General features: G+C 44.0%; 10 protein-coding genes. 4 read left to right on the top strand and 6 right to left on the bottom strand.

All coding sequences use genetic code 11. From position 1 onward, the window contains the following. Positions 1–13: 13 nt before the first annotated feature. The 3 genes from AAA943_RS06395 to AAA943_RS06385 form a co-directional block, all read right to left on the bottom strand. Positions 14–1132, bottom strand: coding sequence for a Gfo/Idh/MocA family protein (locus AAA943_RS06395; protein WP_338223404.1), 1119 nt, complete (start codon positions 1130–1132; stop codon positions 14–16). 210 nt (positions 1133–1342) lie between these two features. Then, entirely contained in the window at positions 1343–2203 is an 861-nt protein-coding gene (locus AAA943_RS06390) for a sugar phosphate isomerase/epimerase family protein (protein ID WP_338223403.1), read from the bottom strand. Positions 2204–2205: 2 nt separating this feature from the next. Next, positions 2206–5706, bottom strand: a complete 3501-nt coding sequence (locus AAA943_RS06385; RefSeq protein ID WP_338223402.1) for a PVC-type heme-binding CxxCH protein — start codon at positions 5704–5706, stop codon at positions 2206–2208. A gap of 129 nt (positions 5707–5835) precedes the next feature. Here AAA943_RS06385 and AAA943_RS06380 point away from each other — a divergent pair, with 129 nt between their 5' ends. Beyond that, positions 5836–6720 carry an AraC family transcriptional regulator gene (locus AAA943_RS06380; RefSeq protein ID WP_338223401.1) on the top strand — a complete coding sequence of 295 codons (885 nt, stop codon included), beginning with the start codon at positions 5836–5838 and terminating at the stop codon, positions 6718–6720. 1 nt (position 6721) lies between these two features. Here AAA943_RS06380 and AAA943_RS06375 read toward each other — a convergent pair whose 3' ends face one another. From AAA943_RS06375 to AAA943_RS06365, 3 genes are all read right to left on the bottom strand, one after another. Continuing rightward, the gene (locus tag AAA943_RS06375) at positions 6722–7402 is read right to left on the bottom strand and encodes a LytR/AlgR family response regulator transcription factor (RefSeq protein WP_338223400.1); all 681 of its coding nucleotides are present in this window, start codon (positions 7400–7402) and stop codon (positions 6722–6724) included. Further along, complete coding sequence (locus AAA943_RS06370; RefSeq protein ID WP_338223399.1) at positions 7399–8826, bottom strand: sensor histidine kinase; 1428 nt, start codon at positions 8824–8826, stop codon at positions 7399–7401. Before AAA943_RS06370 ends, AAA943_RS06375 begins: the two co-directional genes overlap by 4 nt. A 311-nt stretch (positions 8827–9137) precedes the next feature. Beyond that, positions 9138–10604, bottom strand: coding sequence for an SLC13 family permease (locus AAA943_RS06365; RefSeq protein ID WP_338223398.1), 1467 nt, complete (start codon positions 10602–10604; stop codon positions 9138–9140). Between the two features lie 386 nt (positions 10605–10990). Here AAA943_RS06365 and AAA943_RS06360 point away from each other — a divergent pair, with 386 nt between their 5' ends. The 3 genes from AAA943_RS06360 to AAA943_RS06350 are packed head-to-tail and all read left to right on the top strand — an operon-like array spanning position 10991 to position 16429. Then, entirely contained in the window at positions 10991–14131 is a 3141-nt protein-coding gene (locus AAA943_RS06360; RefSeq protein ID WP_338223397.1) for a glycoside hydrolase family 2 TIM barrel-domain containing protein, read from the top strand. Then, complete coding sequence (locus AAA943_RS06355; protein WP_338223396.1) at positions 14128–15567, top strand: Ig-like domain-containing protein; 1440 nt, start codon at positions 14128–14130, stop codon at positions 15565–15567. The genes AAA943_RS06360 and AAA943_RS06355 overlap by 4 nt, the downstream gene beginning before the upstream one ends. A gap of 34 nt (positions 15568–15601) precedes the next feature. Next, the gene (locus AAA943_RS06350; protein WP_338223395.1) at positions 15602–16429 is read left to right on the top strand and encodes a glycoside hydrolase family 16 protein; all 828 of its coding nucleotides are present in this window, start codon (positions 15602–15604) and stop codon (positions 16427–16429) included. The last annotated feature ends 14 nt before the right edge of the window (positions 16430–16443 follow it).

Raw genomic sequence — 16443 nt, 5'->3', positions numbered from 1 at the left:
CAGGCCTTTTGCTTTAAGCTTTGCTAAGGGTAAAATCGGGCAGATATTTGATTTTTCCGCCTTCCATCGCAGACTCGTGGGCCAAGATGCCCACACAAGTAATGTTGGCCGACTGTCGGGCATCTGGGTAAGGGGCTCTGCCTTCTGCCAAAGCGGTTAAAAACTCATGCACCAAATGAGGGTGGGAACCTCCATGGCCTGATCCTTGGATAAAAGACAAATGCTGATTATCATCGGAATCATAGACCCCCTGGGTCGTGAATGGGGCGATTTCATCAGGCAGCAGATGTGCATAATCTGGAATCTTTACTCTTGAGGGTTCTTCACCAGAATGAATGACCGAATCCTCATGCTCGATCAGTGTCCACTCGAAGGACTTTTTGGAACCGTACACGTCAAAGCTTTCCCGGTACTGTCTAGCCGTATTGAACAGTGATCGGGTCACTTCTGCTGCCAAATCAGAATCCTTCAGTTTGATGTGGCAAGTTTCAATCGCAAAAGGGGAACCGTACTTCGGAATCAGGTTTTCGTCGATTCTGCCCGAACCCAAACAGGATACATATTCAGCCTGTCCTTTGGGCAAAGCCAAAACGGGCCCAACACAGTGGGTGGCGTAGTGCATAGGAGGTAGTCCCTCCCAATAGCCCGGCCAGCCAGCCATTTCCTGTTGGTGGGAGGCTCGAAGAAACTGGATTTTACCCAATTCCCCTTTTTCATACATCTCCTTCACGAAAAGAAATTCACGGCTGTAAATTACCGTTTCCATCATCATATACGTCAGCCCGGTTTTTTCACACAGTTCTACGATTTGACGGCATTCTTCTACAGTGGTAGCCATGGGAACTGTACAGGCCACGTGTTTGCCTGCTTTCAGGGCTTTGATGGACTGTTCTGCGTGATTTTGAATGGGTGTGTTTATATGGACCGCATCAATGTTGGGGTCTTTAAGCAATTCATCGTAGTCCGTGTAGACTTTTTCAATGCCAAAAGCCTTCCCGATTTCTTCCGCTTTTTCTTTATTTCTTTGGCAGACCGCATACATATTGGCAAGCGGATGCTTTTGGTAGATCGGAATAAATTCGGCACCAAAGCCCAAGCCTATGATGGCGATGTTGATTGGTTTTTTGCTCATGAGTATGTAATGTTTTGGGTTTTATAAAATAAAGATGGAAGACCGTAGACCGAAGACCGAAGGTTTTGCTCTCATGTCAAAACCGTTTTGAATTCTAAAAAAGCCTAAATTGATATCCATTCTTTTTATATAGTTTATGATTAGATTGTTAGTAAATAACTTTTCTATGACTAGACCCCTTCTTCGGTCTACCGTCTTCTGTCTTCACACTTATTCAGCTGCCCATTTTTTGAGGAATTCAAGACCTTCTTTGGCGAAGCCATCCTGAGAGGGTACCAAGGGCTTCCAAATACAGACTGCACCAGCTAATTCCTTCACATTTGGGGTAAAGCTCTCGATGGAAATTGCCCCTTTGTAATTGATTTTTTCCAGCCCTCGCTTCCAGGCAGACCAATTGGTTTGTCCAGTCCCGGGAGTTCCTCTATAGTTTTCAGAGACCTGCACATGGATCAATTTATCTCCGACCGCCTCAATCGCATTCTCAATACTAGGTTCTTCAATACTCAAATGGAATCCATCCAATAGCGCCTTTGCCTGAGGTTCGTTGATATCGGAAATCAACTGTTTGAGCTCAGCCGCTGTATTTATCAGGTCGGTTTCGAAGCGGTTTAGGGTTTCTAATGCAATGTCCAAACCGAATTCTCCTGCTCTTTTACAGACCTTCTGAAGGTTAGACACCGCAAGGTTCCATTCCACTTTTCTTTGCTCCGGAGAGACCAAGCGCGCTTTTCCCACGGCGGAGTACATTGGACCAGCCACAAATCCTGCACCTAATTCAGCTGCGATTTGAAAGCAGGCGTCCAGATAATCAAAGCAAGTCTGATGAAATTTGGGATCGGAATGGGTCAAATCCCGGGTAGGTCCGAAAGCCCCGCAGATGATAGGTTTGAGAGCGTTTTCTGCGAGTGCTTTCTTGACCCGGTCTATGTCAATCAATTCGGGGTCCTCAACGGGTATTTCTACTGCATGGTAGCCGAATGATTTGATTTTCTCAAAAAGAGAAACAGTATCAGAGTTAAATGGTGAGGTCCAAAGCCAGGTACTCACACCAAAGGTAACGTTAAGTGCCATCCTTATTCCACGATCATTATCCCGTTCATAATTCTCCAATGCCCGGGTACCGTGCAGACAAACGGGTATTCACCGGGTTCGGTAGGGGCTACAAACACGAGGGATTCTCTTCCTTCAGGATCAACCAAACGGGTGGCTGCGATTACTTGTGGAATCTTGGGAACATAATTCTGCTCGGCGCCTTTGGGATCACGGGCGAGGGCATCAGCCGCATCTCCTATAGCATCCATGGCGCCTTTTTGACCGATTACCAAGTTATGCTGCATGAAGTCGGGATTTTCGAAATCTATGGTCACCTGTGAACCGGCTTTGACTTTGAAGGAAGCTTTGTCGTACTTCATTTCATGGGGAATTACGGCAAGTTTGACTAGTGAGGTGCCATTAGCTGTACTTGTTGAAGCCGAACCATCCATCATATCTATATTGGCCCCGGGCTTTTTCAAGGCTAAGGTGGATTTGTTGCTTATTCTTCCAGAGAACATCCAGCCTCCCACATATTTTCCAACTTGATTTCTAGAATCATTTTGGCCTACACGAACTCTGTTTGGAGAAAGTTCCTCTTTGAACAAACCTTTTGTTTTTGCCTTGCCGACTTCTTCACCGTTGATTTTCAAACTCATGCTTCCATCTTCCACCAAGGTGGCATTAATGATAAATTGCTCCTCAGGAAGTGGTTTTTTGGTACTGATGAGAGTCAATTTTTCATCCTGTGCCACCGCAAAGTGAAGAGCATCCTCAAAAATGTACAAACTGTATCCATTCGTGTTGTTCCCAGAAGCCACCAAAATTCCATCCATCGGATTATTGCCCTTGGAAACGATCATTCGTATTGCAATCTCTTTTCCAGCTATGTCCGGTGGAAAGAGGATGGAATTTCTTGAATCCAAGGGATATTGCTCGGCGACCAAGCTGCGGCTGATTCGATCCGCCAGAGAGAGTTCGGTATCTCCTGAGGCCTGAAGAGCTGCAGTATTATCCCGCTTGGCAAATTCGATAGGATGGGAGAGTACCGCTGCAAATACAGCCTGAGGTAAGAAAGGATCATTTCCGTTTTCGATTTTTTCTGCCGATCGAAGGAGAGATTTTGCTGCATCCTCAGAGAACGGCATTTCAGAAAGAGCCAAGAAGGCAAACTTTCGGGTAGGCAAATCCGGGTCATCCAAAATTCCTGATCCCAAAATAGCACGAAGACTTTCCTGATTGGATGGCAAGACTCGCAAAGCATTTTTTCTGACTGCTGCGGAAGGATGACGGAGTGCTTTTTCTACTACCATACTCGCCTCTTTGTTGCTCCCATCCAATTGGCCAAGTCCATGAAGTGTCCAAATGGCATTCACTGCAGGAGCATTCAGGCCTATTTTGTCCACGGATTGATCGGCAATGATTTTATACAAATCTGAAAGGACTTCGGTATTTTGCTGCTCCACAATCAGCCGCTGTGCTGTCAATCTCCAGAACATGTTCTCACTTTTCAGGGCCTCGATCAGTTCAGCTTTACGGGCATCCTTGAGATCAAAGGTTTTGGAGTCCTCACCGCCTTTATAGCTGATTCGATAGATTCTTCCGTGTTGACTATCCCGTAGTGGATTGATGTAGGCATTTCCGGCTCCGTTTTCGAAGCCACGGGGAGTGGGATTGTGCTGAATGATGAAATTGTACCAATCGGCTACCCAAAGGGCTCCATCTGGACCAACCTCAGCATGAACAGGAGAGAACCACTCGTCTGAACTAGCCAAAATATTGAATCCGTTTTTCTCAGTATACCCAGATCCATTTGATTCAATGATTGCATTATGAAGCACTCGTCCTGTGGGCTCTGCTACAAAGGCAATCCGATTCCAGAATTTCTCAGGGAAGCTTCTTGCGGTGTAGAAATTATGCCCTGCAGCAGCCGTATAGCCACCATGCCAGTCTACCTGACGGAGGAAAGGAGTGAGGTGAGGCATATCATAGTGGCTGTCTATTCCATGCACCGTGTTGGCTGAACCTTGGAAGACCGGTCGCTTGACGTATTTATTTTCCATGGAAAAATACACGCTGTGCTGCCCGTTGGCGGTAGAAATGAAGGTTTCGAAGTCCTCGGTAAAGGCCAAACCCCAAGTATTATTGGAGGTATTTCCCAAATATTCCAAGTTTTCTCCATTAGGCTCAAAGCGATAAACACCTTGGCCAAAGGAATGCTCTTTTCCGCTCACTGTACCCCTGAAGCCGGAGTATCCTAAAACACCCCATATTTTATTGTCAAAGCCATATTTCAAGTTGGAAGGACCGGCATGGGTATCACTTTTTCCCCAACCCGTCATGATGACTTCGCTCACATCGGCTACATCATCTCCATCGGTATCTTTCAGGAAGACAAAATCAGGAGCCATGGAGATCAGAATTCCTCCATTCACTGCCATGATAGAGGTTGGGATGTTCAGGTTTTCTGCGAAAACAGTCACTTTATCCGCTTTTCCATCTCCATCTGTGTCTTCGAGGATTTTGATTTTATCATTTCCTCCTTCTGTTCGGACTTCATTGGGGTAATCGACCGTTTCTATCACATAAAGCCGTCCTCTTTCATCCCAAGTCATGGACATAGGATTGATAATCATGGGCTCCGAAGCAAATAGAGTCATTTCAAATCCCACTGGAAGCTGAACAGTCTTCATGCTTTCTTCAGGAGAAAGCGGTAACTGATAGCGGGGTGCAGGATCCTTTCGCTCATAATTTGGGATTTCAGCATCCCGGAATTCAGGCTGAGGGATTTCGTAGGCGGCCAAAAGTGCGTTAACTTCATCTCCTACAGCCCATAATACGCCATTGGCTACGAGTTCCTGAAATTCGGGCTGTTTCCATGTTTCCTCATTGTGTCCATAGGCAGTGTAGAAAATTCTTCCCTTTCCTTCCTCCAAAGTCCAAGTGTAGGGTTCGCGATGATCTCCATCTACCCGCTCCATTAAAACATGCATATCAGGATTGAGTTGGGAGTGCACATAGGTTTCATCCCAAGTTTCGAATTCTTCGATTCCCTTCATGATCGGATGCGAAGCATCGACAATACTTGCCGTAAAGTTGCCTTCACCGTGAGATTTAAACTGTCCACCAACGGTTTTTACATACCAATCGGAATTGCGGAAACACCAGGAAGCACTATGGATGGGAATTAGCGCTTTTCCGCTTTGGACATATTCCTTGAGGGCCTTTTCCTGATCTGCTGTGATTTCATCATGATTGGCATAGATCATCAGCCCATCGTAATTATAAAGTGTTTCCTCGTTGAGATCTTTGGGATCAGAGGTGTAGGTTAAATTGATTCCTTTTTGGAATAAAGGAATCCCCAGGTACTGCATGAGCTTTTCGGAATTGTGATGCTCGCTTTCATGGCCTAGCACCAAAATTTCCACCCTTCTGGGTTCGGTCATGGAGAGAAAACTCTCTTTTTTCGCGCAGGAAAAAACTAACAGAACCACCATTAATAAGGAGGCAAAGGTGAGATTGGATGATTTAAATCGGGTCATACTTTGGGCTTACAGTTTTACACGGTAATAATCCAAAATTTCTATGACGAATTCTCACTGTTTTTTCTTGAATTCTGACTTTATTTTGTCAAATTGAAATCATATAGTTCAAAAAAATGATTTAAAACAGTGAAAAACCCGGTAAAAAAGACAAGGATTCCTGAGGGAAAAGCCTTTGTGATTCAGGAATTGATTGCTCCTTTTTTTGATGTCAACTGGCATTTTCATTCTGAATACCAGCTATTTGTAGTGTTGAAGGGTAGGGGAACCCGCTTCGTTGGAGATGATATGAAGGCTTTTAAAGAAGGAGATATGGTGCTTACCGGACCCAATCTGCCTCATCTTTGGAAAAACGACAAGGACTATCATCAGGCTAATATGGAGCTGGAAACCCACGGGATTGTTATTTATTTCCCAGAAAACTTCCTCAATAATTCAGTTTTCCAGATGGAAGAAATGGAGGGTATTGCACAAATGCTGAAAAAATCCGAGCGGGGAATTGAAGTGTTTGGTGCCACCAACCAAACAATCACCAAAATGATGAAGGAATTGCTTCAGATGAAAGGTACTTCTTCTTTGATTCATTTTCTGAAGATTTTGGATCTGTTGGTGGATTCACCGGATTGCAGGCTGATCGCCAATGCAGGCTATATTAACACCAATAAAGAATCTGAGAAAGATCGGATGGGTAAGGTCTATGCCTATGTCATGCAGCATTTTCAGGAAAAAGTCAGCCTGGAGGAGGCAGCCAGAATCAGTAATCTTTCTGTTTCTGCCTTTAGTCGGTATTTCAAATCAAGGGTAAATAAGTCATTTTCTGATTTTTTGACCGAGGTTCGAATATCCCATGCCTGCAAGCTTCTTCATGAAACAGATTTGAATATCAGCGAAATAGCACTGGAATCCGGATTTTCCACCTTGTCTAATTTCAACCGCCTTTTCAGAGAAAGAGTAAAAAAAACTCCTTTGGAGTACCGAAAGGAGTTTTTGAATTCATTTGCTGCTGTTTCCTGATTCAGTCTTTTTTTATTTTTTCAAAAACCTCATCTATATACGTAGAGCTCACGGGCACATGGAATTTTCCGAGAGTTAATTGATGTCGTTCTGCTTTTTGAATATGTTTTTGATTGGCCAAAAAAGATCGATGCGTGCGGATAAAATGGGAGGGGAGCAGCTTTTCAGTTTCGGAAAGGGTCATTCTGCTGACTATTTTTTCGCTTTCCAGCTGGAAAATGACATAATTTCCCTGAGCCTCACAGTAAAGCAATTCGGTGAAATCCACTTTGGACAGGCCTTCGTTGGTTTTGACAAAAATAGAAGCGGTCTGCTGATTGGGCTTTAACTCCAGCCATTCTTGGGCTTTTTGGCAGGCCTTAAGAAAACGACTCAGCGGAAAAGGCTTAAGCAGATAGTCCATGGCATCCAATTCAAACCCTTTGACTGCATAGTCCGAATAGGCGGTGGTAAAAATGACCAAGGTTTCCTTCGGAAGCAGGGTAGCCAAGTCAATTCCTGAAATATCCGGCATATTGATATCCAGAAAAACCAAGTCTACAGGATTGTTTTTGGCATATTCCAGACCCGCGACCGCATTGGTAAAGGTCTGCTGCAGCTGTAGAAAAGGAACTTTGGAAGCGTGGGACTTGATCACTTCCAAAGCAAAAGATTCGTCGTCTATGGCAATAGCCTGGATCATGAATGGGCAAATTGAACAGAAAGATGCACAAAGAAATCGGAATCATTGGCGATCAGGCTCAACTGATGCTTTCCGGGATAGAGCAGCTCCAAACGCTTTTTCACATTGTCCAAACCTATTCCTGATTCTTCCCGGGACTTTTCGCTTTGGGGTTTTTCCGGATGGATGCTGTTGACGAGATCAAGATGGACTGAGCCCGAAATACATCGCAAATTGAGTCGGATCCAGGATTTTTCTTTGGAAGAAATGCCATGCTTAAAGGCATTTTCTACAAAGGGAATGATCAGCATGGGCGCTATTTCCCCTTGACAACTCCCTTCATTGATCTGAATATCCAAGTCCAGATTGGTTTGGGAACCAAAACGGAGCAATTGCAAATCGAGGTAGTTGCGCAGGTAGTCAATTTCCCGAGACAGGGGAATTCTAGGCTGTTGGTTTTCATGAAGCATGAAGCGCATCATGTCACCAAGCTTTTGGATGCCGTCAGAGGTTTTTTCTGCATTTTCCAACAAAGCGCTGGCGTAGAGCGTGTTGAGTGCATTGAAAAGAAAATGAGGGTTGATTTGAGACCGTAGAAAATCAAAATTTGCATTTCCTTGATCCACTTGGAAAGAAAGGTTGTGAATCTGACCGACGAAGGAATCGTATTTTTTGAATACCAGCGCAGTAAGCGGGAAGAAGATCAATTGGATAAAGGCAACCGTCCCCAATCCCCCGATAAAGAATATTTCTTCCTGGTTTTCCTCGACAGAAATAATGAGGAAGACCAGCAGTAAAACTGCCACCAAGCCCCAATTGAACAATCGGGATTGTTTGATTTTACCCTTTTTCCTTTTGCCATACACCAAAAAGAAGTTATAGAGGCTGGCAATCATGATCACTGGAATGAAAACGCCAAACAGAATCGCCGGGCCTTGGCTGCTGATGGGCTCTACCTGGATGAGGAAAAACAGCGTAAACAGATAGCCCAAGATCAATCTGGAGATATTATACAGCTGATAATCCCGGATTTTTGGAGGTGTCAGGGCTTGCGTGAAAAGATGCGAACCAATCAGGTAGCAGGCATAAAGCACCAAAATTCCCAAAAAGAAGGCAGGAAAGGGAGTTTTGACCAATTCAGCTTGGTAGCCAAACAAAGCACAGATTGCAAAGGTGATCAGACCAATTCCAAAAATCCAAAGGATGCTGGGCCACTTTTTGGATTGACTTTGAAGTTTGGGAATCAGCACCATGTGGATCAGATGAAATGCACCATATAGGGCAGCAAGAATCACCAGCCGGCTGGCAAACTTGAAAATGGCAAAGTCTGAATCGTTGTAAAACTGGGGTCGATACCCAAACAGGATAAACAGAAATGCGATCAGGGTGGCACTGGTGACGATCCACCATTCGATCTGACGGAAATCAAGGGCTTTGGATTTCATAGGTAAGTTTAGGATAAAGTTGGCTTAGTTTTCAAATAAGTTTGGATTCATTGGGTTTAATCAAAAAAAGATCAAAACCAGATTATAAATCAATGCTGCAATAATTAATAGGATAAATGTTTTTCTCGTGTCCATCGGTGAAGCGGGATCGAAGAGTTGATGGGACAAGATTAGAGTCCTGAAAAGGAGCAATCAAAAATTTGGGACGAAATGAGGGTTTCCTGGGATGGAAAAAGGTTGGAGATAGCCAAGGCGGGAAAAAAGGAGCACGAAATCCTTGAAAAAATACCTAGTCCAAAAAGACCTTGCTATTAAAAAGGATATTCCATTAGGTCAATGCCCCAAAGCCAAGGAAGAATAAAGTAGACCATGGCGGTGATGATCAATATGGATAGAATATTCAGCCAAAAACCAGCTTTGACCATGTCTTTCATCTGCAGATAGCCCGAACCAAAAACCACGGCGTTTGGAGGTGTGGCTACCGGAAGCATGAATGCACAGCTTGCCGCCAAAGTAGCGCCTACCATCAATCCAAAGGGGTGTAAATCGAGCTTGACGGCCACGGAAGCCAAAATTGGCAGAAGCATGGAGGCCGTGGCCACGTTGGAGGTCACTTCAGTCAGGAAATTGACAGAAGCAATGATGACGAGCAGGAGTAAGAAATAGCTTACACCTTCCAAAAGCGTGAATTTCTGTCCGATCCACTCTGCTAATCCGGTACTTTGAAAACCCTCAGCTAAAGCCAAACCTCCTCCAAAAAGAATCAAAACTCCCCAAGGAATCCGCTCGGCTGTTTTCCAGTCCAAAATTCGTTTCCCCGGAGTGGAAGAGGGGAGAAGGAGGAGCAAAACGACACCCGTGAGGACAATGATAGTATCGTCTAATCCCGGAATAATCGGAGCCAACAAAAAGCTTCTCGTGATCCAGGCAAAACACACTAACCCAAAGACAATCAGTACCGTTTTCTCTTCGAAACTGATTTTGCCCAAAGATTTTAACTGATTGGAAATGACCGATTTACCACCGCTCAGTTCAAATGTTTTTGGAAGGTGATTTCCAAAGCTTACCAAGTAATACCAACAAATAAAAAGAAGGGCCAAGGCAAAGGGAAACCCAAACAGCATCCACTCATTAAATGGGATCTCATAATTGTAAAGTTCTTTTACGACTGCATGCAGGATGGCATTGGTGGGAGTTCCGATCAAAGTCGCCATGCCACCGATAGAGGCAGAATATGCGATGCCAAGCATGATGTTTTTTCCCAGTTTATCAGCAATTAGATCATTATTTTCACCCAGTTGAGCTTTGAATTGGGAGACCACCGCCAATCCGATTGGGAGCATCATCAAGGATGTCGCGGAATTGGAAATCCACATGGACAGGAATCCTGTGGCTAATATGAATCCTAAAACAGTGGTGCGAAGGTTAGTACCTAATAAATTTATTATGTTAAGTGCAATTCTTCGGTGAAGATTCCATTTTTCGATCCCTGTAGCCAAAAGAAAGCCTCCCATATACAATAGGACCGTTGGATGCATGTAATTGGCAGAAACATCTCCGATTTTCAGTAAACCCAGAGTCGGCATAAAAATCAACGGCAATAGTGCGGAACCTGCAATCGGCAAAGCTTCTGAAATCCACCAAATCGCCATCCAAGCTGTTAGTGCGAGCATGGCTTTAGCCTCAGGATTTAATCCGGGAGCCTCAACGGTAATTAGAATTAAAAGGAAAGAAAGTGGTCCGAGATAGAGGCCGATTCTTGAAAACCAATTTGTCATGGAAGTGGGGTGCAACCGCTATTTGTTCATGCAAAGGCCAAGATAAGAAATGTTTTCAAGTAGGATTATTTTTTATATTTAACATAATATAAATTATATAACAAAATGTATTTTGATATTAGCGCTAAACATTTCGAAATGCAGCTTATCTACTTATTCCACTTCAATTATTGCCAGTATAGCTTCAGAAGATAGTTTATAAAAGGTATAGATATCAGGAAATCGATTGAACGTGCCAAATTTGAGGTTTTGATGAGGTAAAGTGAAAGAAATGATGTAGTGTATTTTTTTGGATTCCCCCTGTTTTTTCAATAACTAGAAGTATCTCTTGTATAGCTAAGTCTATTCAAAGTTTTTACAATTTCTGTTTTTCAAATCCAAGTGCAATGAAACACTTCTATTTAACAGCTTTGGCTTTATTGCTAGCTACCGTTTTTGTTGAAGCTCAGAGCAATCGGGTAAGTGTAGTTCAGAATGACAGTGGAATGAAGCTCCAGGTAAATGGAAAAGATTTCATGGTCAACGGGATGAACTGGGATTATTTTCCGATTGGAACCAATTTCAACTACAGCTTATGGAAACAGCCAGATGATATCATCATGGCTGCGCTCGATTCCGAAATGCCCTTATTAAAAAATATGGGAGTCAATTCGGTCCGGATTTACACCGGAATTCCTGCCAAATGGATCAAGTACATCTATGAAAAGTACGGGATCTACACCATGTTAAATCATTCTTTCGGTAGATATGGTCTCACAATCGATGGAGGATGGATGGCCAATACAGAATATGCTGATCCTAGGGTGCGAAAGCTACTTTTAAATGAAGTGGTTCAAATGGTGAAGGAATATCAGGGTACACCTGGTCTCCTACTCTACCTTTTGGGAAATGAAAACAACTATGGATTGTTCTGGTCAGGTGCTGAGACAGAAGACATCCCCATAGAAGACCGGGAATCCACCACTCGCGCGATTGCGATGTATAAACTGTTCAATGAGGCCACTTTGGCTATGAAAGGCATCGACACCAGTGTTCCTATTGCGATTTGTAACGGTGACTTGTTGTTTTTGGAGATTATCAAAGAAGAGTGTCCGGACATTGACATTTTTGGAACCAACATGTACCGAGGAGTATCATTCGGTGATGCCTTCGAGCGTGTGAGAGACGAACTCAATAAACCCATTTTGTTTACCGAGTTTGGTGCTGATGCTTTCAATGCAGTAGAAAATGCGGAAGATCAGGAATCTCAGGCCTACTTTATGGTGAATAACTGGCGCGAGATTTATGAAAATGCAGCAGGCTTGGGAAAGGCTGGAAATTCATTGGGAGGATATACTTTCCAATTTAGTGATGGATGGTGGAAAACGGGTCAAACTGTAGACTTAGACCTTCATAATTCGGAGGCTTCCTGGGCAAACGGAGGTTATTTCCATGATTTTGTAGAAGGGGAAAACAACATGAATGAAGAGTGGTTTGGCATCGCCGCAAAAGGTCAAACTACCCCAAGAGGTCTTTACACTCTCTATCCGAGAGCTGCCTATTACGCACTTCAGGAAGCTCATCGAGTCAATCCTTACGAGTCTGGGGTTACGCTTGAATCCATTCAAAATCATTTTGCCTCCATTGATATGGTTGAATCTGTGCTGAAGGCAAGAGGAGATAAAGCCGCTTTGATGGGTGAGCAAGCCGGATTGCTTTCTGTAAGTGAATTAAGAGCGCAATTTACCACTTTCAATACAGGAGGGTATTTGACCACGACTCCTGAAGATCCAGATCCGGATCAGGTCACTTTCCCCAATCAGCAAGGATTTGACCATATGCAGTCCTTCTTTGTAGGTGTGGAAGCCAATCCATCTTCCAATGTGCGCGCAAATGTGGTTTTTAACGTGTTGGGAAATGTAGCCCTAAACCCTATCGATGAGATCTTTTATGAAAATCGAGGGCGTCCGGTGAATATTCAAACCCAAGCAGGAACCCAGGTGGTAGAAGCACTGGGAAGAGTGGCCGTCTATCAGGCAGAATACACCTGGAAGCACAAGTTGTTTGATCTCAATGGTTTTTACCGTACCGGACATTACCATTGGGGATATGAAGGAGATTTTTTCGGTCTTTATCCGGAAGCTAACTACGGGCCCAATATTGATATATACAATGCCTTGGCTCCTTCCGGGATGGAAATTACCGGTAAAAAGCAATTGAAAGGATTGAAGCTTGCTTTCGGTAGAGAGCTTTGGTGGGGAGCTAACCCTGCCCTATTGGTAAAGTATCGCAAAGAGCTAGGCAAAACTGCAGTAACGGGGATTTTCCACGAAGACTTGGACGATCCTGCGGTGGCAGTCAGCTCCATTGCTATTCCTCAACCAAGAACCAGAAGATTTACCTTTCAGACAGAAACCAAGTTTTCGGATCATCTGAAAGTAGAATTGGGAGGAATCTGGGCCGGTCAGCCATTGGTAGGACGGGAATTCCAGATTGTCAGAGGTGAAGCAGGAAATTTTGAAACGTTTACCGACAGGATCCGAAGTACGGATTTGTGGGGTGGAAAAGTGAAGCTTTCTTATTCCAGTGGAAGGATCAATTGGTATGCACAAGCTTCTTCCCAAGGTTTGGTAGCCAATGGCGGAGGAGATTATACAAGGACTTTCACTGGTTGGACACTAAAGGATAGCGGAAGCGGAAACAAGAACAGCATCTTTACCGGAGCGACTTATACAGCTGGAAATCTTCAAATTGCCCCAAACTTCATGTGGCAAAAGCCTTTGGTTGACCCAATTCCAACAACAATAGGTGGACCAGCTAGACCCAGAAATATATTAGAAGATCCGTTTGTAGTACGATCCAATCGAGAGACTATAGGCGGAGAGTTGTTGTTGACTTTTGACCCGACACCGGGTACCTGGATGTATGAGTGGGACAATGACATGCAGGAAGACGCGCCTTTTGCAGCGAGTTTGGGTTTTGTCTACCGTCACTTGCCTACTACTATGGATGCTGCCATTATTTTCCCGGGTACAGGCCGGGTCCCTGTAGCGGCAGATGGTGCTCCGCCTGCATTGGATCTGTGGGAGGTTAATACCCGAATCGTCTCCAAAATCAATTCAAGATTTGGAATTATCGCCAATATCTATGGTGGAAACGGACAGGCAAATGGACCTGATCCCAGAACTGTGGAAAGATTTGGCGGTGATGTAAGAATGATTTACAAAGACCTGAAGGTGGCTTCTTTTGTGAAGTTCAATGATTGGGGACCCTTCGACTTTCACCGGGATTTCAACTTAACCTTCCCACTGCAGGTCATGGCGGATATCTCTACCTCGGTAGGAAAGCAAGAGTGGTATATGCTGCCAAATACCACCATGGGTGTGCGCTTTACCTGGAGGTCTCTAGATCAGTATTCGCCCCGGTATAATCCTGCTCAGACTGTAGATGTGAGCGGAAATGTGGTGCCAGATCCCAAAGCCATCGGTTTTCCAAATGGAAACGAGTGGGAATTAAGAACCTATATCCATATCCATATCGGTAGATGAAAATCATTAACAGTTTGAAAAGAATGGACATGAAAAATAAAAACATATACCTTTTTAGTATCCTGTTGATTTTTAGCACAATAGGATGTGTAAGAGAAGAGTTTGAAGATCTCCCAAGGGCGAGATACAGCAGAACTGCCGACATTTTCACGGATAATTTTGTGGGATTGGGTACCGATTTCTATTTCCCTTATCAAGGAGCAAAGCCCGATGTTTTCTCCGTGGATGACAACGAACGATACAAGGGTACCTCCTCTATCCGAATCGATGTACCGGATGCCGATGATCCGGGTGGAAATTTTGCCGGGGCGATCTTCCGGATTGATGGTGCAGGAAGGGATTTGCAGGATTACAATGCGTTGACCTTTTGGGCAAGAGCGAGTCAGGCAGCAACTATTTCTGAAATTGGGTTTGGTCAGGATTTTATTGGTGACACTTATCGTGCTTTCCGAACCAATGTCAAATTCACTACCAATTGGCAGAAGTATGTTATTCCCATTCCAGATCCATCCAAGCTTTTGGAAGAAAGAGGAGTTTTTCAGTTTGCTGCTGGAGGAATCGGTCCAGAAGGTGAAGAAGTAGGTTTTTCATTTTGGATTGATGAATTACGATTTGAAAACCTACCCTCCTTAGCTCAGCCCCTACCCAGAATTTTGAATGGAGAAAATCAAACCGTCAACTCCTTCAATGGGGTTACTTTTCCAGTGACTGGTACCAGCTTAATCATGAATAATGATGGGACAGACCTATCGGTGGTAGCTGCTCCCTCCTATTTCAATTTTAGATCTTCCAATTCCAGTGTTGCCACTGTCAATGCCTTTGGAGAGGTTGCTGTTCTTAGTTCTGGAAGTTCTACAATCACAGCTACTCTTGGATCATCAGACACTCCAATAAACGCCCTCGGTTCACTAACTGTTATTTCCGATGGACCATTTTTGGGAGCTCCTATCCCACCGGCAAGGAATTCAGGAAATGTAGTTTCCATATTCAGCGATGCCTATACCAATGTGCAGGTAGACAATTACAATGGCTTCTTTCAGTTTGCGACTACCCAAGGAGGGCTTACCTCGATAGCAGGAGAAAATATTCTGAGCTACACCAATCTCAATTTTGTAAGTGTGAACATGTTTAATTCTCCGGATGTGAATGCCTCAGCGATGTCTCATTTGCATCTGGATATCAATGTGAGGGAAAATGTAGATCCGGGAGATTTTATTCGGGTTCAGATCATCAATAACAATGGTCCGGGTGAAACTTCAGGAGCAGTGAATTTGGGGAACTACAAACCGCTTTTGTCTGAGGAGTGGGTGAGTTACGATATCCCTCTAAGTGATTTTACCGGTTTGGGAACTCCCAACGATGTGGACCTGATCTTTTTCGTATCAGACGGGACCATTTCCAACATTTTTATAGACAATATTTATTTCTATAGATAATCAGTTCTATAGCTAAAATAAACCAAGAAAGATCATGAGTAAAACACATAAACTAGTAAAGGCAATTCTCTTCCTTTCTGTGGGGATGATCATGTTAAGTGCCTGTACGGAAACCAATGAATTGCCAGACAGAGGCTACACTTTGGTCTGGTCGGATGAGTTTGACGGGACTACGGGAGATCCGCCTAATCCTGAAAATTGGACTTTTGATATTGGAACAGGAACGGATGGCTGGGGAAACAACGAACTCCAATATTACACCGACCGGACAGAAAATATACATATTGACGGTCGTGGGAACTTGGTCATCAAAGCGATCAATGAACCCTTTGCAGGCAGAAATTATACTTCTGCCCGGATTACGACCAAAGGTTTGAGAGAATTTCGTTTTGGCAGAATTGAAGCCCGAATTAAGACTCCATTCGGGCAGGGACTTTGGCCGGCATTCTGGATGCTGGGATCAAATATTGATGGCGTCGGGTGGCCTCAAACAGGCGAGATTGACGTCATGGAGCTCAGAGGACAGCAACCCAGTACAGTTTTGGGTTCCGTTCATGGTCCAGGTTATTCGGCAGGAAATGCAATTACCACAGCCTTCCAGCTCTTTGATGGAAGATTTGACACTGAATTTCATGTCTTTGCGATCGAATGGGGTTCTGATTTCATCGACTTCTTTGTAGATGATAGACTTTATAAAAGATTGACTCCTTCAGATATTCCTGCTGGTTCAGAGTGGGTTTTTGATAGGCATTTTTTCCTTCTATTGAATGTGGCAGTAGGCGGAAATTTTGTGGGCTCTCCCTCTCCTTCTACGCGTTTTCCACAGACCATGCTCATTGACTATGTCCGAGTATATCAGTAATTAATCACATTAAA

This window comes from Algoriphagus confluentis (assembly GCF_036245625.1).
Lineage (GTDB): Bacteria > Bacteroidota > Bacteroidia > Cytophagales > Cyclobacteriaceae > Algoriphagus > Algoriphagus confluentis.
The sequence above is the reverse complement of the archived record's forward strand: the minus strand, read 5'-3'. Positions and strand labels throughout refer to the sequence as shown.

Coding starts and splice junctions, on each gene's coding strand:
- AAA943_RS06375 (WP_338223400.1), bottom strand. CDS start 7,402: ATGATCCAGGCTATTGCCATAGACGACGAATCTTTTGCTTTGGAAGTG.
- AAA943_RS06365 (WP_338223398.1), bottom strand. CDS start 10,604: ATGACAAATTGGTTTTCAAGAATCGGCCTCTATCTCGGACCACTTTCT.
- AAA943_RS06360 (WP_338223397.1), top strand. CDS start 10,991: ATGAAACACTTCTATTTAACAGCTTTGGCTTTATTGCTAGCTACCGTT.
- AAA943_RS06370 (WP_338223399.1), bottom strand. CDS start 8,826: ATGAAATCCAAAGCCCTTGATTTCCGTCAGATCGAATGGTGGATCGTC.
- AAA943_RS06385 (WP_338223402.1), bottom strand. CDS start 5,706: ATGACCCGATTTAAATCATCCAATCTCACCTTTGCCTCCTTATTAATG.
- AAA943_RS06355 (WP_338223396.1), top strand. CDS start 14,128: ATGAAAATCATTAACAGTTTGAAAAGAATGGACATGAAAAATAAAAAC.
- AAA943_RS06395 (WP_338223404.1), bottom strand. CDS start 1,132: ATGAGCAAAAAACCAATCAACATCGCCATCATAGGCTTGGGCTTTGGT.
- AAA943_RS06390 (WP_338223403.1), bottom strand. CDS start 2,203: ATGGCACTTAACGTTACCTTTGGTGTGAGTACCTGGCTTTGGACCTCA.
- AAA943_RS06350 (WP_338223395.1), top strand. CDS start 15,602: ATGAGTAAAACACATAAACTAGTAAAGGCAATTCTCTTCCTTTCTGTG.